The organism is Salegentibacter sp. T436, from assembly GCF_001932675.1.
GTDB classification, from domain to species: Bacteria; Bacteroidota; Bacteroidia; order Flavobacteriales; family Flavobacteriaceae; genus Salegentibacter; species Salegentibacter agarivorans.
On sequence record NZ_CP012872.1, the window covers coordinates 2,315,818 to 2,338,330 of the forward strand.

A 22,513-nucleotide genomic window follows, 5' to 3' on the forward strand; every position below is an offset into this window, starting at 1 on the left:
ATATTTTTTCTTAAAATGAAAGATTTAAACCAAGTACAATGGTGGTAGATCTTGGATAAAAATTGTTGTCTATACCGTTAGCAATTTCTGGATCTAAACCTTCATAATCGGTTATAGTCCATACATTGGTTGCGGTTAGTGAAGTTCTAATATCAAGGTCTTCTCCCGGGAATAAATATCCTACAGAAATGTTGTCTAGCTTCACAAAATCAGCCTTTTGAATATAATAGTCTGAAAAGAACTGGTTATTGTTAAAGTCGCTTTCTAAAACATTGCTATTAAAGTTTGAATAGTAAGGCTGCGGGGTAACTGTACCTGCGCCTACAAATCCGTTACTTGACTGGGTGTTGTTGTACATGTAATTTCCGAAGTTACCTCTAAAGGTAAAGCTGAAATCAAGGTTTTTATACCTCATAGTATTTGTTAATCCCATAAAGTAATCTGGTGTGGCTTTTTTATAAGCAACCCTGTCTTCTTCTGTAATTTCGTTATCCCCGTTCACATCTACATAAGCACCTTCTATTGGTTGCCCATTTTCATTATAAACCTGGCGGAAAACATTAAAGGTAGTAGGGTCAAAGCCTTCTTTCCATAGCTGGATGTTGTTACCAACACCACCGCTAATTTCTCCTTGTGGAATTTGGAAATTCGGGTTGTCACCCAGGGTTAAATTGGTGATTTCTAAATCCTGGAAAGTTAAATTGTAATTTAAATCCCAGTTGAAATCTTCTTGCTGAATAATTGCACCATTAATTCCAAATTCAAGTCCTTTACTTACCGTGCTACCTACGTTGGTAACTAAAAGGTCGGTAAGGTTAGCACCTGCCGGTACCGGTACTGTGGCTAAAAGATCTTCAGTTTCACGGTAATAAGCTTCTATGGTACCAGAGATCCTGTTATTAAAGAACCCGTAATCTATACCAACATTATAGGTTTGTAATTCTTCCCATTTCAGGTTAGAATCGTAAGCTTCAGGACGTAAAGTGTTATAGAATTGATTGCCAAACTGGTATCGCGCTCCACCTACACTTGGGTTATAAGTTCCGAAGTAACCATAATTAGGTCCAATTTCCTGGTTACCGGTTACCCCGTATCCTGCACGAAGTTTTAATTGGTTCAATACATTAGAATCTGCAAGGAAGTTTTCGTTATGTAATTTCCAACCTACAGATAATGCAGGGAAAATACTCCATTTATTGTCTCCTCCAAATCTTGAAGAACCATCTCTACGCACGCTACCAGAAACCAAATATTTATTGGCAATATCAAAACTGGCACGACCAAAGTAAGATTCCAATGCATTTCGATTTATATCTCTTGGGAAATCCTGAATATCGTTAGAAACTGTTTCAGTTGTTTGGCTGGTAATAAAGAATTCCTGGTAAGAATGTCCTGCAGTTAAATCAATTTCAGTATCCAGAAAATCTATATCATATTTATAATTGAAATAGAAATCCAGAAGTGTATTTCTGTTGAAACCACCATAATCTTCAAAATAAGGAATATCCTGGTTGTTTGCAGCAGAAGTTAATGGTCTTCTATTATAACCATCATTCTCTGAATAATCAAAACCTGCATTTACATTAAATTTCAATTCCGGAAGGAAATGGAATTTATATTCTGCATTCAGGTTGGTGATATTTCTTTTAGTAACTCCACGGCCATCTAATTGCTCTAAAAGTGCTAATGGGTTACGTGTAGCCTGGATTTGTTGTTGTTGAGGTGAAAGTGTGTGCTCATAATATCCATCAAAGTAACTTCCCTCATTATAAACCGGTTGGGTAGGGTCAAAGCCTACGGCTGAGCCAATAGCACCCTGATCTGCAAAACGGTTTTCATCTACAATTCCTTTAGAAGTTAAGGATAATTTTAGGTGATTATCAAATAAATCCTGGTTAAGCGCAATATTAAGAGCGTTTCTTTCATAAACATCGGTTTTTAAAACTCCTGTTTGTGAAGTGTGGTTGTAATTTATACGGTAAGTGAAATTTTCAAATCCCTGTGTTGCCGTAAAGTTGTGAATAGCTCCTACAGCGGTTTGGTAAATTTGATCCTGCCAATCGGTATTAGCATCTCCCAATAAAGAAGGGTCTGTTCCCGGGGTTTCGTTTATTAAAGTACGAAATTGATCGGCATTCAATACATCTACCTTATCTATAATCCTTCCGGCAGATACTTTAAGATCGTAAGATAAAGCCAACGGAGATTCTTTTTTACCAGTTTTGGTGGTGATTAAGATTACCCCGTTAGAAGCCCTGGAACCATAAATAGAAGTTGCAGCAGCATCTTTTAAAATTACAAAATCTTCAATTTCATTTGGGTTAATGGAGTTTAACTGGTTTCTAACACCCTGAACTCCTCTTTGGTCTAATGGCACACCATCTACTACAATAAGTGGGGAGTTGTTACCCGATAAGGAAGAACCACCACGAATTCTAATTTCAGAACCACCACCTGGTTCACCGCTTCCGGGAGTAATTCTAACCCCGGCCGATTTACCTGATATTAATTGTTCTGGTGAAACTACTGCTCCCTGGTTAAAGCTTTCAGCAGAAATCTTTTCTACAGATCCTGTTGCATCCTGTTCAGATGTGCTACCGTATCCAATAAGAACTACCTCTTCTAAAGTAGCCTGATCTTCGTCTAACTGAACATCTAAAGTTGCCTGTCCTTCATAAGGAATTTCCTGACTGGCAAAACCAAGAAAAGAAAAGACAAGAATATCGTCTTCACTTACGTTTTGAATGGTATAATTACCATCAAAATCTGTGACTGCACCATTAGTTGTTCCTTTTACAATAACGTTTGCGCCGGGAATTGGAAGGCCGGTTGCGCTTTCGCTAACAACGCCACTCACAGTCTCCTGCGCAAAAAAGCTCATTGGTAGCATTAAGAGCAACATCAACGTGCTTTTAAATAGTGTTTTCATAAATTATTTTATTGATTTTTACTAAAAATTATGCTTATATTTTTACTTCCTGAGGTTAAAAGTATGTAAACAGAATGTAAAGAAATAGGCATTCCCTTACCAGTATTTTGCGCAAACGTTTGAGTGTTGAAAACTTTTGATTTTTGCGGGTATAGCGTAATTTTTATGGTATTTTTACGACATCTTAAAAATTATCCCTGAGTTATTTTTAAATAATAGATTTTTATGAAGCCAAAATTGACCCTAAAACAAATTGCAAGAGAATTAGACGTGTCAATTTCTACTGTTTCAAAAGCCCTAAGAGACAGTTCAGAAATTGGGGAAGAAACCCGTAAAAAAATCAAGGCTTTTGCAAAATTATATAACTACCGGCCTAATAATATCGCACTCAGTCTTAAAAACCGAAAAACAAAAACTATAGGAATTATTATTCCTGAAATTGTTCATTATTTCTTTACTACAGTAATTAGTGGGGTAGAGCAGGTTGCCAACGAAATGGGGTATAACGTAATTGTATGTCTTTCCAACAATTCTTTTGATAAAGAAGTACTAAACCTTGAAATGCTGGCAAATGGCAGTACCGATGGTTTTATCCTTTCTTTGGCAAAAGAAACCATGCAAAAGGAAGATTACCATCACCTTACTGAAGTTACCAACCAAGGAATGCCCGTGGTTTTATTTGATAGGGTAGTAGATGAAATACATTGCGATAAAGTGATTATTGATGATGTTATTGGTGCCAAAAAAGCTGTTCAATATTTGCTTGATAAAGGATCGAAAAAAATCGGACTGGTTTCTACGGTAGATTATGTGAGCGTAGGGAAATTAAGAACCCGTGGTTATCTTGAAGTTTTAAGAGAAAATAATGTAGAAATTGATGATAAGCTTATCCTTAAAATAGAGGATATGGATAATAGTGAAACTGAAATTAAAGACTTTATTGATAAAAATGAAGTCGATGCAGTTTTCGCAGTGAACGAGCATTTTGCCATTTACGCGATAAAAGCCATTCAGGAAAAAGGTTTAAAAGTTCCAGAAGATGTCTCTGTAATTGGTTTTACAGATGGGGAGCTTTCAAAAAGATTTATTCCCAGCCTTACCACTGTAAGTCAACACGGCGAACGTATGGGAGCTGAAGCTGCCAGGCTTTTAATAGATAAACTGGAAAGAAAACCAGAGGAAGAAGAATCTTATAGAACAGTAATTGTAGAAACTAATTTGATAGAAAGAAATTCTACCAAATTGTAAACTACTTTTAATCCAGCCGTGGAGAGCTATTTTTGAATTTTAAATACTGTCTGGAGTATTTAATTCTCGATTCTCGAGTAATTTTCGATTACCATCTTTAAAATTTTATATATATTTACCCCAGCTTAGTTAATTTATCAGAACTTATATTTTTACTTCCTACCTAAAATAAGTTTTGATAAGCCTTATGCTTATCGTAAACGTTAATTGTACGATATGCAAAAACGTAGATTAAGTTTCTGGGAGATCTGGAACATGAGTTTTGGTTTTCTTGGAATCCAGATGGGGTTTGCACTCCAAAATGCCAACGCAAGTAGAATTTTACAAATCTTTGGAGCCGATATTCACGAGCTTTCGTGGTTTTGGTTAGTGGCGCCGGTTACCGGTTTAATCGTTCAGCCTATTATAGGCTACTATAGCGATAGAACCTGGACCAGCCTTGGTCGCAGGCGACCATTCTTTCTAACTGGAGCAATTTTAGCGGCAATAGGCCTTATTTTAATGCCTAACGCCGATTGGTTTATCGCTATTTTGCCTTCCCTTTGGGTAGGTGCCGGGATGCTCTTTATTATGGATGCTTCCTTTAATGTAGCGATGGAACCTTTTCGCGCCCTGGTGGCCGATAAGTTACCTTCAGATCAAAGAACCCTTGGCTTTAGTGTGCAAACCGTTTTAATAGGAATTGGGGCCGTAATTGGTTCCTGGTTGCCTTATGTTTTGACCAACTGGTTTGATATTAGCAATAGAGCGGTGGTGGGAGAAGTTCCGCTAAACCTGCTGCTTTCATTTGTAATTGGAGCGGCTATTTTAGTCGGGAGTATTCTGGTAACGGTAATTACTACCAAAGAATATTCTCCCGAGGAACTGGAAAAAATGGATGACCACGTTGAAGAACCGGTCGATGAAAATGAAAAATCCAGTTTGCTGGATATCTTTTCAGATTTTGCTAAAATGCCTCATACTATGCGGCAGCTTAGCTGGGTTCAGTTCTTTTCATGGTTTGGGCTTTTTGGAATGTGGGTTTTCTCAACTCCCGCAATTGCCCATCATATTTATGGCTTACCACTTTCAGACAGTAGCAGTGAAACCTATCAGGATGCCGGCGACTGGGTTGGTGTGCTTTTCGGGGTTTACAATGCTGTTTCAGCGGTTTTTGCATTTTTTCTTCCGGCTATTGCCTTAAAAATTGGAAGAAAAAGCACGCATATTATGTCGCTATTTATTGGCGCCCTGGGAATGCTGTCCATTTATATAATGCCGAATGAATATTGGCTATTGCTTTCTATGTTCGCTATTGGTATTGGTTGGGCCAGTATTTTGGCAATGCCTTATGCAATTCTTGCCGGATCAATTCCACCGAAAAAAATGGGGGTGTATATGGGGATCTTCAACTTTTTTATTGTGATCCCACAAATTGTAAATGCACTTATTGGAGGATTAATGGTAAAATATCTTTACGACGGAAACCCAATCTACGCCTTAGTTACCAGCGGAATTGCTTTTCTAATCGCCGCTATACTTACTTTTAGAATAGACGATGTGGACGAACCCGTTAAAGCATAACAATATCAGTTCGAGTAGATTTGATGAAACTTAGTGGGCTCAAAACGTCTCGAGAACTGCATCGATAAAGAAATGCTGAAATGATAATTAAAAGAGATAATTTAAGATAATGAAGACAACAAAAGGAGTAATATTCGATTTAGACGGCGTAATTGTAGATACCGCAAAATTTCATTTTTTGGCCTGGAGAAAACTGGCTAACGATTTGGGTTTCGATTTTACCAAAGCCCAAAACGAACAACTTAAAGGTGTTAGCAGGGTAGAATCTCTTAAAAAAATACTGGAATGGGGAGAATTGGAACTTTCTAAAACAGAATTTAAACGCCAAATGGCGCTTAAAAACGAAAATTATCTCTCTTATGTTGCTAAAATGGACGATGACGAAATTCTTCCGGGAGTTCAAAAGGTGATAGATTATTTAATTGAAAATAATATTCCTTTCGCTTTGGGTTCCGCAAGTAAAAACGCACGTAATATCTTAAAAAAGATCAATTTGCTGGAAAAATTTGACGCCATTGTTGATGGCAATGATGTTAGCAAAGCAAAGCCCGATCCTGAGGTATTTCTTATCGCTGCAGAAAAGATAAATATTAATCCAGAAAACAGTATCGTTTTTGAAGATTCTGTAGCCGGAGTGCAGGCTGCAAATAATGCAAATATGATGAGCATTGGAATTGGCGAAAAAGAAATATTGGTTGAAGCCGATTATGTATTCAACGATTTCACCGAAATAGATATAGATTTTATAAAGAAATTACTCAGTAATTGAGATAATTTCTTTCAATAATACAACTTAAACCTATGGGTTTGTCCCGGGTTTATCAATTAGAAATTAGACAGAAATAAAGCAATGAACCAAGATTATATACAACCTAACGAGTGGTCCATTCTGGAAGAAGGATTTGATGTAGAACGCGTAAAATCGTCTGAAAGCCTTTTTAGTATAGGTAACGGCGTTATGGGGCAGCGAGCCAATTTTGAAGAAAACTATTCAGGGCCCAGTTTCCAGGGAAGCTACATTGGTGGGGTTTACTATCCTGATAAAACCAAAGTTGGCTGGTGGAAAAACGGCTATCCAGAATATTTTGCAAAAGTACTTAACGCACCCAACTGGATTGGGGTAAACGTGTTTATAAACGATGAGGCCTTAGACCTTTTTACCTGTAAAAAAGTTGAAGATTTTAAGCGTGAACTTAATATGAAAGAAGGTTTTCACCGCCGCAGTTTTATAGCTACGCTTCCAAACGAAATCGAAATTTCGGTAAAAGCCACCCGTTTTCTTTCTATTGTTGAAGATGAACTTGGCGCGATAGATTTTGAAATTGAAGTTTTGAACAGCGATGCTGAGGTTCGTTTTGAGCCGTATCTAGATGGCGGAATCACGAATACCGATGCCAACTGGGAAGAACGTTTTTGGAAGACTTTAGAAGTGAAATCTGAAGGCAACAAAGGTTTTGTGCTTTCTAAAACTTTAAAAACTGAGTTCCACGTAAACACCTATATGCAATCTGAAGTTTTGCTGAATGCTGAAAAACAAGATGTCGATTTTACTGAAACCAAAACTGCAGATTCACTCACTTTTTCCTATTCAGTTAAAGCTGAAAAAGGACAAAAAGTAAGTCTTAGAAAATATGCCGGCTACGTAACCGATATGAACCATAAGCGTTCAGATCTCGTGGAAGCGGCTAGTAAAGTATTAGATTATGCCACTAAAGCCGGATTTTCCAAATTGCTTCAGGATCAAAAAGAAGCCTGGGAGAAAATTTGGGAAATGGCAGATATCACTATTGAAGGTGATGTAAAAGCCCAACAGGGAATTCGCTTTAATATTTTTCAGCTCAATCAAACTTATTTAGGAAAAGACGAGCGTCTAAATATTGGTCCAAAAGGCTTTACCGGCGAGAAATACGGCGGAAGTACTTATTGGGATACCGAAGCCTATTGTATTCCTTTTTATATGGCAACCAAAGATCAGCAGGTAGCCAGGAATTTATTGACCTATCGTTATAATCATTTAGACAAAGCCATAGAGAATGCCGAAAAACTTGGTTTTACCAATGGCGCGGCGCTTTATCCAATGGTTACGATGAATGGCGAAGAAAGCCATAATGAATGGGAAATTACTTTCGAGGAAATTCATAGAAATGGCGCAATGGTTTATGCCATTTATAATTATGTACGCTACACGGGCGATTTCGATTATATTCCGGAAAAAGGCCTGGAAGTAATGATCGCAATTGCAAGATTCTGGCAGCAAAGAGTCAATTTCAGCGAACACAGAAATAAATATGTAATGCTGGGTGTAACCGGGCCAAACGAATATGAAAATAATGTTCACAATAACTGGTACACCAATTATCTTGCGAAATGGTGTATTGAATATTGCCTGGAAACCATTGAAAAGGTGAAGGAGGCTTATGCCGAAGATTATAAGCGTGTAATGGGTAAAACCAGGCTCAATGAAGCCGAAATGGCGAAATGGAGAGAAGTTGCTGAAAATATGTATTTCCCATATTCTGAAAAGCACGAGGTTTTCCTTCAGCAGGACGGATTTTTAGATAAAGAGATCGTTCTAATAGCCGATTTGGACAAATCTCAACGTCCTATTAACCAAAAATGGAGTTGGGACAGGATTTTACGTTCCTGCTATATTAAACAAGCTGATGTTTTGCAAGGCTTCTACTTTTTTGAAGATCATTTTAGCAAAAAAGAACTTGAAAAACATTTTGACTATTACGAACCTATCACCGTTCACGAATCCTCGCTTTCTCCTTGCGTGCATAGCATTCAGGCTGCACTTCTGGGAAGAACAAAGCAGGCTTACGAGTTCTATTTAAGAACTTCAAGGCTGGATTTAGATGATTATAATAAAGAAGTAGAGCAGGGGTGTCATATTACAAGTATGGCCGGAACCTGGATGAGTATTGTAGAAGGTTTCGGCGGAATGCGGGTTAAAGATGATCAACTTTCTTTTAATCCCACAATTCCTGAAGACTGGAAAACCTATTCTTTTAAAGTGAATTTTAGAGACCAAATATTAAAAGTGAAAGTCTCTGCAGATAAAACGGTTTTCTACCTGGAAGGAGATAACGCGATTGAAATTAATGTAAACGGAAAAGCTGTTGAATTGCAGCCAAATCAGGAATTAGAGGTTTAATACGTCATCCTGTCCCGAAGCTTCGGGATATTTCAGGATCTAAGATGTTAGAATCCCGATGCAAATTCGGGATAAAGACTGAAATAAGTTCAGGTTGACGATAATTAGCAGAACAATTACTTAAAACAAAAAATCATGAAAAAAATACTAATCACTTTAATGCTCCTCACCGGTTTAACCGGGTTTGCGCAAATAGAGCGTGTAGAGCCGCCAAACTGGTGGACGGGTTTTGAAGAAACCGAACTCCAGTTAATGGTTTACGGCGAAAATATTGGAAATGCCACTCCCAACATCGATTATCCCGGAGTAAGCATTGAAAATGTTGAAAAAGCCGATAGCCCTAATTACCTGTTTATCGATTTGGAAATCGGGGAAGCAAAACCGGGAACTTTTGAGCTCACTTTTGAGCTTGAGGACGGCTCAGAAAAAGTATATGAATATGAATTGAAAAGTCGGGAAAAAGCTGCATCAGAATATGTAGGTTTTGATAATACCGATGCGATTTATCTAATCACACCAGACCGATTTGCGAATGGAGATACATCTAATGATAGTTTTAATTTTCTAAACGAAAAAACGAAAAACCGCGAAGATGATTATGGTCGCCACGGGGGAGATATCCGCGGAATCATCAATCATTTAGATTATATAGATGAAATGGGTTTTACCGCTATTTGGCCTTCGCCTTTGGTGATTAACGATATGAAATCGGGTTCTTATCACGGTTATGCGATGACTGATTTTTATAAGGTAGATCCGCGGTTTGGAACTTTAGAAGAATACAGAGAATTAGCAGATAAAGCTACCGTTCGTGGAATAAAACTGGTTATGGACCAGGTAGCTAATCACGCCGGCGTTGAGCATTGGTGGATGGATGATCTGCCATTTGACAATTGGATCAACTTCCAGGAGAAATTTGAAAATGGCGAAGATTTGGTTTATTCCAATCACCGTAGAACGACCAACCAGGATCTATATGCTTCAGAAACCGATAAAAAAGGAATGACTGAAGGTTGGTTTGTAGAAACCATGCCCGATCTAAATCAGGAAAATCCGTTTATGGCCAAATACCTTATTCAGAATAGTATTTGGTGGATTGAAACTCTTGGTTTAGGTGGGATTCGCCAGGATACTTATCCTTATCCCGATAAAGCATTTATGAGTGATTGGGCTGGCGCAATTATGACCGAATATCCAAACTTTAATATTGTAGGCGAAGAGTGGAGCTTGAATCCGTTGCTTATTCGTTACTGGCAGGATGGTGTGGATAATGGTTATGATTCTAACCTAAAATCTACGATGGATTTCGCAATGCAAGAAAGAATTGTAACCGGCTTAAAAGCTGAAGAAACCTGGGGCACCGGCCTGGTGGAAATTTACGAGGGCTTAGCCAACGATTTCGCGTATGCCCATCCTGAAAATATTATGATTTTCCCCGATAATCACGATAAAAGTCGAATCTATACCCAACTTGGAGAAGATGTAGCCAAAACCAAAATGACCGTAGCTTATATGGCTGTTTTGCCGAGAATTTTCCAAATGTACTACGGTACCGAAATTCTAATGGATGATACCGAAAATCCAGGCGATCACGGTTTAATTAGAACCGAATTTCCCGGTGGTTGGGATGATAGCGAAGTGAATGCTTTTACTGGTGAAGGACTGTCGGAAGAAAAGGCTGATATGCAGGAATTCGTTAGAAAAGTGATGAATTACCGCAAAAACAGCGAGGCAATTCATTCAGGAGTAACCAAACATTTTGCTCCGGAAGAAGGTACTTACCTAATTACAAGAAAGGCGGGCGATGAGGTTCTAGTGCTAATTTTGAATAAAAATGAAGAAGCAATTACTTTAGACTTGGAACGTTTCAGTGAATTAAATTTAGAAGGAAAAACTTTTAAAAATATTATTTCCGAAGAAATATTTCAGTGGGAAGACTCATTGGAATTATCGGAAGAAGGAGTTTATTTCTTTACTACGAAAATGGAGTAGTGAATTTCCTACGAGGTTTTTAAAACCTCGTAGGTATACAAAAAGGAAAACCTACAAGGTTTTAGAAACCTTGCAGGAGAAAAAGTATAGGGCACGTCCTCCTGAACTTGTTTCAGGATCTAACATGTTTGAATTTAATATCACATTAGAAGTTGAAACATCCCGAAGTTTCGGGACAGCATGACGTCAATAATAAAATAGAGTAAAAATATAATATCAACTAAATAAAGAATAATGAAAAAAACATTAATAATGCTGCTGGCTTTTACGGCCTTATTTTCCTGTAAGGAAAATGAAAAACAAGAGCAGCCAGAGCAAAAAGAAGAACAAAAAGCGATAGCTCCCATTTCTAATGAGGCGATGGAATCTGCGGTGATTTATGAGGCAAATATTCGCCAGTATTCACCGGAAGGAACCTTTAATGCCTTTACTGAAGATATTCCGCAGCTAAAGGAACTGGGTGTGAAAGTGATTTGGTTAATGCCTGTTTATCCTATTTCTATGAAAAATAGAAAGGCAACCGGAGATCTTTCAGTAGAAGATATTGAGGATCCGGAAGAAAGAGAGAAGTATCTTGGAAGCTATTATGCGATTTCAGATTATACCGATGTAAACCCTGAATTCGGGAGCTTTGAAGATTTTGAAAAACTGGTAGAAACCGCTCACGAAAACGATATGTATGTAATTCTGGATTGGGTGGCTAACCACACCGGTTGGGATCATAAATGGATAGAGGAAAAACCTGAATTTTATCATAAAAATGATAAAGGTGAAGTTACCGATCCTATAAATCCTGCAACAGGGGAATCCTGGGGCTGGACAGATGTTGCTCATTTAAATTTTGAGAACAAAGAGCTTCATAAAGCTATGGGGGAAGAAATGAGGTTTTGGGTAGAAGAATATAATATTGATGGTTTTAGAGCCGATGTAGCCGGGGAAGTACCAACTGAATTCTGGGAAAGCATTGTTCCGCAATTAGAGGAAATTAAGCCGATTTTCATGCTAGCAGAGTCAGAGGACAAGGATCTTTTTGAAAATGCTTTTGATATGGGTTACAACTGGGAAGGTCACCATATTATGAATGAAATGGCACAGGGTAAGAAAACTGCCAAAGACTGGGATGCTTATATGCAGAAAATAGATTCCACTTACCAGGAAGATGATTATTTGATGAATTTTGTTACCAACCACGATGAGAATTCCTGGAACGGAACCGTGAAAGAGAGAATGGGAGATGCTTCAGAAGCTATGATGGCACTTACTTATACTTTACCTGGAATGCCATTAATATACAGTGGGCAGGAATATGATATGGATAAAAGACTTTTATTTTTTGAAAAAGATACTATTTCGAAGGAAAAAGGAAAAGTTTGGCCTTTACTGGAAAAACTTGGAAAATTGAAAAACGAAAACAAAGCCCTGCACGGTGCAAAGGAAGCTGCTTCTTATGAAAATATAGAAACTTCAGAAGAAGAAAAAGTTTTAGCTTTTAAAAGGGAAAAAGATGGAGCTAAGTTATTTTATATTGCCAATATGAGCGATAAAAATACTAGCTTCAGCATTCAGTTAAACGGAAGTTTTGAAGATTATTTATCTGGAGAAAGCTTAGAGATTTCAGAAGATAAAAATATAGATTTGGAACCCTGGCAGTACTTTATCTTAATAAATAAGTAATAAATTTACTAAAAAACTAAAAACAGCCCTCTCGAAAGGGCTGTTTTTGTTAGTTATTAACCGAAAACGTTTTAGTTTTTTAGGAAATTAGGTTATATTGTAGAATTAAAATAGATTTGGCCTAATGGCGAAAAAAATTAATAAAATTGCAGTCTTAACTTCTGGGGGTGATGCACCCGGAATGAACGCCGCTATAAGGGCGGTTGTTAGATCCTGTTCATACTATAACCTGGAATGTGTGGGTGTTTACCGCGGGTTTCAGGGACTTATAGAAGCAGATTTTGAACCACTTAACGCAAGATCTGTTAGAAACATCATTAATAAAGGAGGTACATTTTTAAAATCTTCCCGATCTGAAGAATTTAAAACTAAAGAAGGAAGGGCAAAAGCTCATAAAAATCTTACCGATGCCGGTATAGATGCTTTGGTTGCGATTGGTGGAGATGGAACTTTTACCGGAGGCCTTTATTTTAGCAACGAGTTTAATTTTCCAATTGTGGGAATTCCCGCAACTATAGATAACGATATTAACGGTACCGATTATACACTTGGTTACGACACCGCTTTAAATACGGTAGTGGAAGCCATAGATAAAATTCGGGATACCGCGAGTTCTCATAACCGATTATTCTTAATTGAAGTTATGGGTCGGGATGCAGGTGATATTGCTTTAAATAGTGGTATTGGTGCAGGAGCCGAAGAAATATTATTGCCGGAAGAAGACCAGGGAATTCAACGAATGATGGATTCTTTGGAAAAAAGTAAAAAATCCGGAAAAACTTCCAGCATTATCGTGGTGGCTGAAGGTGAAAAGAGCGGAAAGAATATTTTTCAGTTAGCTGAATTTATTTCGCAAAGCCACGAAGAATATGACATTAAAGTCTCTGTATTGGGTCATATTCAAAGAGGAGGTTCTCCAAGTTGTTTTGATCGTGTTCTGGCCAGTAAGCTTGGTGTTGGTGCGGTTGAAGCATTAACCGATGGTAAAACCAATATCATGTTAGGCGTGCATCACCAAAAAGTGGTTCACGTGCCTTTGGAAACTGCTTTAAAAGAAGACAGGGAATTTGATCAGGAATTAAGAAGGGTGGCAAACATCACTTCAGTGTAAATTTTTAAAATTTAAATTATGAGTACAAAAATTGGAATTAATGGTTTTGGCCGAATAGGACGTATCGCGTTTAGAATTGCGGCTGAAAAAGATAATGTAGAAGTTGTTGCAATCAACGATTTACTTGATGTAGATCATTTAGCTTACTTGCTAAAATATGATTCTGTTCACGGTAGATTTAAAGGAGATGTTTCTGTTAAAGACGGAAATCTGGTTGTTAATGGAAATACCATTCGTATTACAGCAGAAAAAAATCCGGCAGACCTTAAATGGAACGATGTAGGGGTAGATGTTGTGATTGACTGTACAGGTATCTTTAAAGAAAAAGACTCTGCGCAGGCGCATATTGATGCCGGTGCTAAGAAAGTAGTTATTTCTGCACCATCTAAAACCGCACCTATGTTTGTAATGGGTGTTAACCATAAAGATGTTAAACCAGAAGATACAATTGTTTCTAACGCTTCCTGTACTACAAACTGTCTTGCTCCACTTGCAAAAGTAATAGACGATGAGTTTGGTCTTGTAGAAGGTTTAATGACAACAGTTCACGCAACTACAGCTACACAGTTAACTGTAGATGGACCATCAGCAAAAGATTTTAGAGGTGGTAGAAGTGCTCTTATGAATATTATTCCATCTTCAACAGGTGCAGCAGTTGCTGTAGGGAAAGTAATTCCTAAACTAGATGGGAAACTTACAGGGATGGCTTTTAGAGTACCAACCGCAGATGTTTCTGTAGTAGACCTTACGGTTAAGACAGACAAGTCTGTGAGCTACGAAGATGTAAAAGCTGCATTCAAAAAAGCTTCTGAAGGAGCTTACAAAGGAGTGATTTCTTATACTGACGATGCTGTGGTTTCTCAGGATTACGTATCAGACGCACATACTTGTAACTTTGATGCCGATGCAGGAATCGCACTTAACGATAATTTTTTCAAATTAATCGCATGGTATGATAACGAATATGGTTATTCTGCCAAACTTTTGGATTTAGCGGCACACGTTAATTCAATTTAATATTTTATTTTAGAGCCTGAAGAAAGCTACGCTTAGGTTATTTTTAATCTTTAGCCCTTTCCTCAGGCTTTTTAATTAAACCATATTCACACACATGATATTAATAGCGGACGGTGGCTCTACAAAATGTGATTGGATTTTACTTAGTGCAACGGGAGAAGAATTACTTAGAACCCGCACCAAAGGATTAAATCCGGCAGTATTTCCCGAGGGAGTACTGGAACAACGTATTGAAGAAAATGCCGAATTAAAAGAAGTAAAAGATAAAGTAGAACGCGTGCATTTTTATGGCGCCGGTTGTGGTACCGAAACGCCTAAAAAATTATTGGAAGGAATTTTTACCAATTTCTTTACCAATGTAGAAGAAGTTATAATCCTGGAAGATATGGTAGCTGCGGTTTACGCTGCCACTACAGAGCCAGGAATTGTATGTATACTTGGTACAGGTTCTAATAGTTGTTACTTTGACGGCAAGGATATTCACCAGGCCGTGCACTCTCTTGGTTATATTCTTATGGATGAAGCCAGTGGAAATTACTTCGGAAAAAGACTAATTAGAGATTATTATTATAAAAGAATGCCTCCAGAACTTGCTGAAGAATTTGGTAAGTTATACAATATGGAGTCAGATGAGATTAAGAAAAACCTCTATCGCAGAGAGAATCCAAATACTTACCTCGCTTCTTTTGCTGAATTTATTTTTTCTAACGAACGTAATGGTTATTTCTACAAATTAGTACACGAAGGAATTACAGATTTTATGCATTCCCGTGTAATGTGCTACAAACAAGCCCAAAATACGCCTGTGCATTTTATTGGTACCATCGCTTACTTTAGTGAAGATATTATTCGTGCAGTAGCGCAACCTTATGGAATAGAAATTGGGAATATTGTACGTAGACCTATTGATGCATTAATAGAATACTATAGAAAAGAAGTGCTTGCTCCTAATTAATTACAGTTTTTCATAAATTTTATTACATTTAAGAAATTTACACTTAAATGCTTATAAAAGTTTATGGAAGTGCCGTCTTTGGGGTAGAGGCAACTACAATTACTATAGAGGTAAACGTAGCAACCGGTATTGGATATCATTTAGTTGGTCTTCCAGATAATGCCGTTAGGGAAAGCAGTTTTAGAATTGCAGCCGCGCTACAAAATAACGGCTATAAGTTTCCGGGTAAAAAGATCATCGTCAATATGGCGCCAGCCGACTTTAGAAAAGAAGGTTCGGCTTACGATCTTAGTTTAAACCTTGGAATTCTGGCCGCTTCGGGCCAAATTAAAGCAGAAAATATTTCAGAATATATAATTATGGGTGAGCTTTCGCTAGACGGAAGCTTGCAACCCATAAAGGGCGCCTTGCCCATTGCTATTAAAACCAAAGAAGAAGGTTTTAAAGGATTTATCCTTCCGAATCAAAATGCCAAAGAAGCCGCCATTGTTAGCGGGCTTGAAGTTTATGGCGTGGAAAATATCACAGAAGTAATTAACTTTTTTGATAAAGATGAAGCTTTAGAGCGAACCATAATTAATACCCGCGAAGAATTCTACAAAAACCTGGATCATCCCGAACACGATTTTGCCGATGTTAAAGGCCAGGAATCTATAAAACGTTGTATGGAAATTGCCGCAGCGGGAGGTCACAATATTATTTTAATTGGTCCGCCGGGATCCGGAAAACGATGCTGGCAAAACGCCTGCCCAGTATTTTACCACCAATGACTTTACACGAAGCCCTGGAAACTACTAAAATTCATAGTGTGGTTGGTCGTGTTAAAGAACACGTGGGTTTAATGTCTCAAAGGCCATTTAGAAGTCCACACCATACAATTTCAGACGTCGCTTTAGTCGGCGTCGGGCGTATCCGCAACCAGGAGAAATTTCTTTATCACATAATGGCGTCTTATTTTTAGATGAATTACCAGAATTTAAACGCGGCGTTTTAGAAGTAATGCGTCAACCGTTGGAAGATCGCAAAGTAACGATTTCCAGAGCTAAATTTACGGTAACTTATCCTTCTAGCTTTATACTGGTGGCGAGTATGAATCCCAGTCCAAGCGGATATTTTAACGATTCCGATGCGCCTGCAACTTCTTCCCCGGCAGAAATGCAACGCTATTTAAGTAAGATTAGCGGCCCTTTATTAGACAGAATAGATATTCATATTGAAGTGACTCCCGTTCCATTTGAAAAATTAAGTGAAGAACGCCATGGGGAAAGCAGCTTTGAAATTAGGAAAAGAGTAACTCAGGCTCGCCAATTTCAAACCGAACGTTTTAGAGAATCTGATTCAGTGCATTACAATGCGCAAATGAGTGTACGCCAAATTCGAAAGTTTTGTGCTCTAGATGATGCTTCAAAAGCTTTGCTTAAAACCGCAATGGAGCGTTTAAATCTTTCTGCTCGCGCCTACGATCGTATTCTTAAAGTTTCAAGAACTATCGCTGATTTAGAAAATTCAGAAAATATTAAAGGGAACCATATTAGCGAAGCTATTCAGTATAGAAGTCTGGATCGAGATGGCTGGCTTGGCTAAAATCTTCTTTTAAGTTAATTTTGATTTTTTTGAAAAAAAGAAGCCATGAAATATGTCAACTTTTAAATTTATATTTACTTGCTATAAAAATTGATTAAAGTCCCACAAATTGGTTTAGGGGTAATTTATTAGCTAAGACCACGATACTATGAAAAAAAGTTTATTGTTGCTTATTGCCATTTTAATATTCGCGTGTAAAGGGGAACCCGAAGTTAAAGAAGTTTCAGAAATGGAGCGAGATACTATTAAAGAAGAAAATTCTTTAACCAGCGACCTATTAGGTGAAAATCGTGTAGAATTTACCAGGGAGGAAGCCAATAGATTAGCCGAACTTCCGCTAAATTGTATTAATACCGAATATCCTAATAAACTTAATCAAACCCTGGAAAATAAAGAGGCTATAGGGGAACCTTCTGAATTACACCCTGCATTTTACGGTTGTTTTGATTGGCATTCATCGGTGCATGCGCATTGGTCTATGGTTAGTTTACTTAAGCAATTTCCAGATTTGGAGAAAGCTGAAACCATTAGAGAGAAATTAAAGGAATCTCTTTCTGAAGAAAATATTCAGGGCGAGGTGGCTTATTTTAACAGAGAACAAAGCGATTCTTTTGAGCGTACCTATGGATGGGCCTGGCTACTGAAGCTCGCCGAAGAAATTGAAACCTGGAACGATCCCCTGGCCAAAGAATTAAAAGAGAATTTAGATCCGCTTACCAATCTTATTGTGAATAAATACTTAGAGTTTCTTCCGAAATTAAATTACCCAATTAGAGTAGGGGAACACGCTAATACAGCTTTCGGACTTAGTTTTGCTTACGATTATGCCGTAGCTACCGAAAATACCGAATTTAAGCAATTGATCTCAAATAGGGCCAGGGATTTTTATTTGAAGGACGATAATTGCCCAATTACCTGGGAACCGGGCGGATTTGACTTTCTTTCACCTTGTTTGGAAGAAGTTAATATAATGCGCCGTGTTTTACCAAAAAATGCCTTTGAAATGTGGTTGGAAGATTTTCTTCCGCAGTTAAAATCTGAAGATTTTGAAATGGAAGTTGGAGAAGTTTCTGATAGAACCGATGGAAAACTGGTGCATCTTGACGGACTGAACTTTAGCCGTGCCTGGGTTTTCTACGGACTTATAAATCAATATCCCGATAAATTCTCGCATTTACAGGAAATCGCTGATAGGCACGTGGCTTATTCTTTTCCTAACCTGGTAGGAGATTCTTATGAAGGCGGTCATTGGTTAGGATCTTTCGCTATTTACGCCCTTCAGGAATCTAAAGGTATGTAGTGCGAAATTTTTTGAAAAACCTTGGTCCGGGAATCCTTGTTTCGGCTGCGTTTATTGGGCCGGGAACGGTTACAGTTTGTACGCTCGCCGGGGTTGAATTTGGTTATAGCCTGCTTTGGGCTTTAGTGCTTTCTATATTTTCCTGTATAATTTTACAGGAAATGGCAGCCAGGCTTGGCGTGGTTTCTCAAAAGGGTTTAAGTGATGTTATTCGGGAGGAGATAAAAAAACCGATCTTCAGAGTTTTAGCAATTATCCTTATTTTTTCAGCCATAGTTATCGGGAATGCTGCTTACCAAGCAGGTAATATTACCGGCGCTGTTCTTGGAGCTGAAGCTATCTTCGGAATTCAGAATCTGCAAATTGGCGATTTTAAGCTCAACTTATGGAGTATTTTTATTGGCGCAGTCGCGTTTATACTTTTATTCACCGGAAGTTATAAAACCCTCGAAAAGATCTTTATTGGCCTGGTTTTACTAATGAGTATAAGTTTTGTGCTTACTGCTATTCTTACCAAACCTGATATTTTAGAAATTTTAAGCGGACTTATGCCTACAAGTAATGCTGCCGGATTGCTTACGGTGATGGCTATTTAGGTACTACCGTGGTTCCTTACAACTTATTTCTACACGCTTCTCTCGTTAGTGAAAAGTGGAAAGAAGCTTCTTATTTGCCAACTGCAAGGAAAGAACTCATAGTTTCTATAATCCTTGGCGGTACGGTTTCTATGGCAATTCTAATTAGCGCCGCTTATGTAGTAAAAGGCTGCTTTGGTTGGAAAGGCGGGATGAAGTCAGCGAAATTTAAATCAGTCTGGGCCTTGGTTCTTATTTTGGGTGTGTTCTTCTCTTCCCTGCAAATTAATCCTATTGAGATTATACGCTTCGCCCAAATCGCTAACGGAATCCTCTTGCCGGTAATTGCTATTTTCTTATTTTGGGTAGTCAATAAAGCCTCGGTTTTGGGTAAACACCGCAATTCTAAGCTTCAAAATGTATTAGGAATACTTGTTATTGCGCTTTCTGTATTTTTAGGAATTAAAGCGATTCTAAGCGTTTTACAAGGTTTTTAATATATCTATTTTATTTTCCTGCAAGGTTTCTAAAACCTTGTAGGTATAAAGTTCCTGATATTGTATAGAAATTTAATTAGTAGAAAGTTGCATAACTTAATATAAAAAGATGAAAAAAATCCATATAAACTGCGATTTAGGTGAAGGCGGCGACTTTGATGCAGATCTAATGCCGCATATTTCTGCCTGCAATATTGCTTGCGGTGGTCACGCAGGAACTCTTGAAACCTTGCAGCAAACTATTAAACTTGCCGTGAAGCATGGAGTAGAAATAGGGGCGCACCCTTCTTATCCCGACAAGGAGAATTTTGGAAGAAAAACTATGAAGATTTCTGCGGAAGAATTGCAGCGTTCTATTGTTGCGCAAATTTTAAGTTTAAAACAATTGGCCGAAGCAGAAGGGGTAAAACTTACCTATGTAAAACCTCATGGAGCACTTTATAATGAAGCTGCAAAAGACGAAAAAACAGCTCAAATTATCATAGATTCTTTACTGGAATTCGATCAAAATTTAGCGCTTTTTTGTCCAGTAAATTCTGTGATTTCTAAACTTGCGAAAGGGAAAATTCCAATCGTTTTTGAAGCTTTTGCCGACCGAAATTATAACCCAGATTACAGCTTGGTTTCGCGTTCAAAATCCAATGCTTTAATAAGCGAAAAAGAAGCCGTTTTTGAACATCTTTTTTCTATGTTTTCTGAAGGAAAAATTACCTGTGAAAATGGTGCTAAAATAAGTTGCGTCGCCACTACTTTTTGCCTGCATAGTGACACGCCAAATTCAGTTGAAATTATAAACTTTTTACAGCAGAAATTTGCTGAACACAATATTAAAATTAAGAATGCAAAATGAATGATTTTCCTAAAATAACACCGATGGGGGAGCGGGGAATTCTGATAGAATTTGAGCCTGAAATCAGTGAAAGACTTCTCAGAAAGCTTCTTTTTTACAAAAATAAACTGGAAGAGTTTTATGATGAAGTAAATGTTGAGGTAATCAATACATATAACTCGTTGTTAATTAGTTATATGTTCAGTATAGAAAACGTCTATAATGAGGTTTCAGCGATTAAAGAGCTGTTTGGAGAGGCTAAGATAGGAAAAATAAATAACCAGCAAATTTTCCACTTACCGGTTTGCTATGAGGAGGAATTCGGTTGGGACCTGGAATACATTTCCAAAGAAAAAAAACTCTCAAAAGAAGTAATTATCCAGCTGCATACCAAACCATTTTATACGGTGTTTTTCACAGGATTTTTACCCGGATTTTTATATCTGGGAGGCCTTGATAAAAAGCTTCAAATTTCGCGTAGAAATGAACCCCGAATGAAGATCGAAAAAGGGGCTGTTGGAATAGGAGAAAACCAGACCGGGATTTACCCGAAATCCAGTCCCGGCGGATGGCAAATTTTGGGCAATTGTCCAGTTCAATTTTTTGATAAAAATAACGATCCGCCTTGTGAAATTTTGGCTGGCGATAAAGTGAAATTTTATTCGGTTTCCAAAGAAGAATTTGAAGAAATTTCAGAGCAAATTTCCGAAGGAACTTTTCAACTAAAAAAAGAAAATTATGAAGGCTGAAGTTGAAATTTTACATCCGGGATTATTTTCAACAATTCAGGATTTTGGTCGTCGCGGATTTCAAAAATATGGAGTTCCTTTAAGTGGAGTGATGGATAGGATCGCTTTAAAAACCGTCAACCTTATTTTGCAAAATCAGGCCGATGCAGCAGTGATGGAAATTACCCAAATGGGTCCCAAACTTAAATTTTCAGCAGCTACAAAAATCGCCATTAGCGGAGCACATCTTTCTCCAAAACTAAATGATACTGAAATTGACAATAATGAAGTGGTGAAAATTCACGAAGGTGATATTTTATCTTTTGGAAGGCCGGAATACGGAATGCGTTCCTATTTAGCAATCCTTGACGGATTTAAAACCGAAAAAGTCCTGGGAAGCCGTAGTTGGTACGAAGATATTACCAGCCACGAAAAGTTCGAAAAAGGAATGAAGCTTCAATACGAAGCTTCTGAGGAGGAAAAATATGAGACTCACGCTGCCATAAAGTTTGATAATGAATATCTTAATTCTGAAGTAATAGAAGTTTTTCCCGGCCCTGAATTTGAAAAACTGCCAGAAACTTTAAAAAGTCATTTAAGACAGAGTAAGTTTAGTATTGATAAAAATAATAATAGAATGGCTATTCAGCTAAGTGAGCTCTTAGAGAACGAACTGCAGCCTATTATTACCGGCCCCGTACTTCCCGGAACCGTTCAACTCACTCCCGGCGGAAAATTAATCGTTCTTATGCGCGATTGTCAAACCACGGGTGGCTATCCTAGGGTTTTGCAACTAAGTGAAAAAGGAATTAATATGATGGCGCAGAAAAAGGCAGGGGATAAGGTTAGGTTTTTGTTTAAATCTTAATTTTTTTACGTCATTCTGAACTTGTTTCAGAATCTAATATGTTAAACGCCCCAACCCCAAAAGGGGGGAGAAGCATTATCCTGAAAAAGTAGGGTTATATTTTTCTTTATACTTACATCATGCTGAATTTATTTCAGCATCTAAGTTGGTTTGAAACCGAAAACTAATCAACAAGAGATTGCCACATCCCGCTGTCGCAGTCCTGATAATGAATTTGATAACAAATATTAGTGTATTCGTGGCAAGCTGAACTATCTTTTGGGTTTTAAGTGGTTTTGAATTCCCTGAGAACAAGACCTTGAAATAAATTCAGTGTATCGGTTGGAACAACATTAAGTTTGAGAAGATCCCGATGTGAAATCGGGATTAGTTCGCTCTAATATTTTAAATGCGGCCAGAGGCCTTTTTAAAACATAGGCTCACTAAAATAAAAAAGTGCCGCCCTGGTTACGAGAAGCTTGATTACCCTACCAATCAAACTCCTCA

Annotated in this window: 15 protein-coding genes and 2 pseudogenes; 16 read left to right on the forward strand and 1 reads right to left on the reverse strand. The window is 37.8% G+C overall.

Annotated features, from left to right (window positions below; translation table 11 throughout):
- Positions 1–10: 10 nt before the first annotated feature.
- Positions 11–2,929 carry a SusC/RagA family TonB-linked outer membrane protein gene (locus AO058_RS10200; protein WP_075326376.1) on the reverse strand — a complete coding sequence of 973 codons (2,919 nt, stop codon included), beginning with the start codon at positions 2,927–2,929 and terminating at the stop codon, positions 11–13.
- A gap of 225 nt (positions 2,930–3,154) precedes the next feature.
- Here AO058_RS10200 and AO058_RS10205 point away from each other — a divergent pair, with 225 nt between their 5' ends.
- The 16 genes and pseudogenes from AO058_RS10205 (at position 3,155) to AO058_RS10275 (ending at position 22,027) form a co-directional block, all read left to right on the forward strand.
- Entirely contained in the window at positions 3,155–4,177 is a 1,023-nt protein-coding gene (locus AO058_RS10205) for a LacI family DNA-binding transcriptional regulator (RefSeq protein WP_075326377.1), read from the forward strand.
- Positions 4,178–4,393: 216 nt separating this feature from the next.
- Positions 4,394–5,740 (forward strand): MFS transporter, encoded by a 1,347-nt coding sequence (locus tag AO058_RS10210; RefSeq protein ID WP_075327946.1) that lies wholly within the window; start codon positions 4,394–4,396, stop codon positions 5,738–5,740.
- Between the two features lie 109 nt (positions 5,741–5,849).
- Positions 5,850–6,509 (forward strand): beta-phosphoglucomutase, encoded by a 660-nt coding sequence (pgmB, locus tag AO058_RS10215; RefSeq protein WP_075326379.1) that lies wholly within the window; start codon positions 5,850–5,852, stop codon positions 6,507–6,509.
- An 81-nt stretch (positions 6,510–6,590) separates the two neighbouring features.
- Positions 6,591–8,897 carry a glycoside hydrolase family 65 protein gene (locus tag AO058_RS10220; protein ID WP_075326381.1) on the forward strand — a complete coding sequence of 769 codons (2,307 nt, stop codon included), beginning with the start codon at positions 6,591–6,593 and terminating at the stop codon, positions 8,895–8,897.
- Between the two features lie 135 nt (positions 8,898–9,032).
- Positions 9,033–10,889, forward strand: coding sequence for a glycoside hydrolase family 13 protein (locus AO058_RS10225; RefSeq protein WP_075326382.1), 1,857 nt, complete (start codon positions 9,033–9,035; stop codon positions 10,887–10,889).
- Positions 10,890–11,123: 234 nt separating this feature from the next.
- Positions 11,124–12,563: an alpha-amylase family glycosyl hydrolase gene (locus AO058_RS10230; protein WP_075326383.1), complete on the forward strand. Its 1,440-nt coding sequence runs from the start codon at positions 11,124–11,126 to the stop codon at positions 12,561–12,563.
- A gap of 124 nt (positions 12,564–12,687) precedes the next feature.
- A complete protein-coding gene (gene pfkA, locus AO058_RS10235) occupies positions 12,688–13,674 on the forward strand; it encodes a 6-phosphofructokinase (protein ID WP_075326385.1) in 987 nt (328 codons plus the stop codon).
- Between the two features lie 18 nt (positions 13,675–13,692).
- Positions 13,693–14,691, forward strand: a complete 999-nt coding sequence (gene gap, locus AO058_RS10240; protein WP_075326386.1) for a type I glyceraldehyde-3-phosphate dehydrogenase — start codon at positions 13,693–13,695, stop codon at positions 14,689–14,691.
- Positions 14,692–14,785: 94 nt separating this feature from the next.
- Positions 14,786–15,646, forward strand: coding sequence for an N-acetylglucosamine kinase (locus AO058_RS10245; RefSeq protein WP_075326388.1), 861 nt, complete (start codon positions 14,786–14,788; stop codon positions 15,644–15,646).
- Positions 15,647–15,693: 47 nt separating this feature from the next.
- Positions 15,694–16,416, forward strand: a complete 723-nt coding sequence (locus AO058_RS18690; RefSeq protein ID WP_232228826.1) for a magnesium chelatase domain-containing protein — start codon at positions 15,694–15,696, stop codon at positions 16,414–16,416.
- Positions 16,308–17,230: pseudogene (locus tag AO058_RS18935) on the forward strand (YifB family Mg chelatase-like AAA ATPase). Before AO058_RS18690 ends, AO058_RS18935 begins: the two are co-directional and overlap by 109 nt.
- A 148-nt stretch (positions 17,231–17,378) precedes the next feature.
- Positions 17,379–18,530, forward strand: coding sequence for a DUF2891 domain-containing protein (locus AO058_RS10255; RefSeq protein WP_075326389.1), 1,152 nt, complete (start codon positions 17,379–17,381; stop codon positions 18,528–18,530).
- A pseudogene (locus tag AO058_RS10260) lies at positions 18,530–19,602 on the forward strand (Nramp family divalent metal transporter). The gene AO058_RS10255 and the pseudogene AO058_RS10260 overlap by 1 nt, the downstream one beginning before the upstream one ends.
- A 109-nt stretch (positions 19,603–19,711) precedes the next feature.
- A complete protein-coding gene (gene pxpA / locus AO058_RS10265) occupies positions 19,712–20,452 on the forward strand; it encodes a 5-oxoprolinase subunit PxpA (protein ID WP_075326391.1) in 741 nt (246 codons plus the stop codon).
- Positions 20,449–21,180, forward strand: a complete 732-nt coding sequence (gene pxpB / locus AO058_RS10270; RefSeq protein ID WP_075326393.1) for a 5-oxoprolinase subunit PxpB — start codon at positions 20,449–20,451, stop codon at positions 21,178–21,180. The genes pxpA and pxpB overlap by 4 nt, the downstream gene beginning before the upstream one ends.
- On the forward strand, positions 21,170–22,027 hold the full coding sequence (locus AO058_RS10275; RefSeq protein ID WP_075326395.1) for a biotin-dependent carboxyltransferase family protein: 858 nt from the start codon (positions 21,170–21,172) through the stop codon (positions 22,025–22,027). The genes pxpB and AO058_RS10275 overlap by 11 nt, the downstream gene beginning before the upstream one ends.
- Positions 22,028–22,513 lie beyond the last annotated feature (486 nt).

Excerpts from the sequence above, each read along its gene's own strand:
- AO058_RS10200 (WP_075326376.1), bottom strand. The coding sequence starts at position 2,929 with ATGAAAACACTATTTAAAAGCACGTTGATGTTGCTCTTAATGCTACCA.
- AO058_RS10205 (WP_075326377.1), top strand. The coding sequence starts at position 3,155 with ATGAAGCCAAAATTGACCCTAAAACAAATTGCAAGAGAATTAGACGTG.
- AO058_RS10210 (WP_075327946.1), top strand. The coding sequence starts at position 4,394 with ATGCAAAAACGTAGATTAAGTTTCTGGGAGATCTGGAACATGAGTTTT.
- pgmB (WP_075326379.1), top strand. The coding sequence starts at position 5,850 with ATGAAGACAACAAAAGGAGTAATATTCGATTTAGACGGCGTAATTGTA.
- AO058_RS10220 (WP_075326381.1), top strand. The coding sequence starts at position 6,591 with ATGAACCAAGATTATATACAACCTAACGAGTGGTCCATTCTGGAAGAA.
- AO058_RS10225 (WP_075326382.1), top strand. The coding sequence starts at position 9,033 with ATGAAAAAAATACTAATCACTTTAATGCTCCTCACCGGTTTAACCGGG.
- AO058_RS10230 (WP_075326383.1), top strand. The coding sequence starts at position 11,124 with ATGAAAAAAACATTAATAATGCTGCTGGCTTTTACGGCCTTATTTTCC.
- pfkA (WP_075326385.1), top strand. The coding sequence starts at position 12,688 with ATGGCGAAAAAAATTAATAAAATTGCAGTCTTAACTTCTGGGGGTGAT.
- gap (WP_075326386.1), top strand. The coding sequence starts at position 13,693 with ATGAGTACAAAAATTGGAATTAATGGTTTTGGCCGAATAGGACGTATC.
- AO058_RS10245 (WP_075326388.1), top strand. The coding sequence starts at position 14,786 with ATGATATTAATAGCGGACGGTGGCTCTACAAAATGTGATTGGATTTTA.
- AO058_RS18690 (WP_232228826.1), top strand. The coding sequence starts at position 15,694 with ATGCTTATAAAAGTTTATGGAAGTGCCGTCTTTGGGGTAGAGGCAACT.
- AO058_RS10255 (WP_075326389.1), top strand. The coding sequence starts at position 17,379 with ATGAAAAAAAGTTTATTGTTGCTTATTGCCATTTTAATATTCGCGTGT.
- pxpA (WP_075326391.1), top strand. The coding sequence starts at position 19,712 with ATGAAAAAAATCCATATAAACTGCGATTTAGGTGAAGGCGGCGACTTT.
- pxpB (WP_075326393.1), top strand. The coding sequence starts at position 20,449 with ATGAATGATTTTCCTAAAATAACACCGATGGGGGAGCGGGGAATTCTG.
- AO058_RS10275 (WP_075326395.1), top strand. The coding sequence starts at position 21,170 with ATGAAGGCTGAAGTTGAAATTTTACATCCGGGATTATTTTCAACAATT.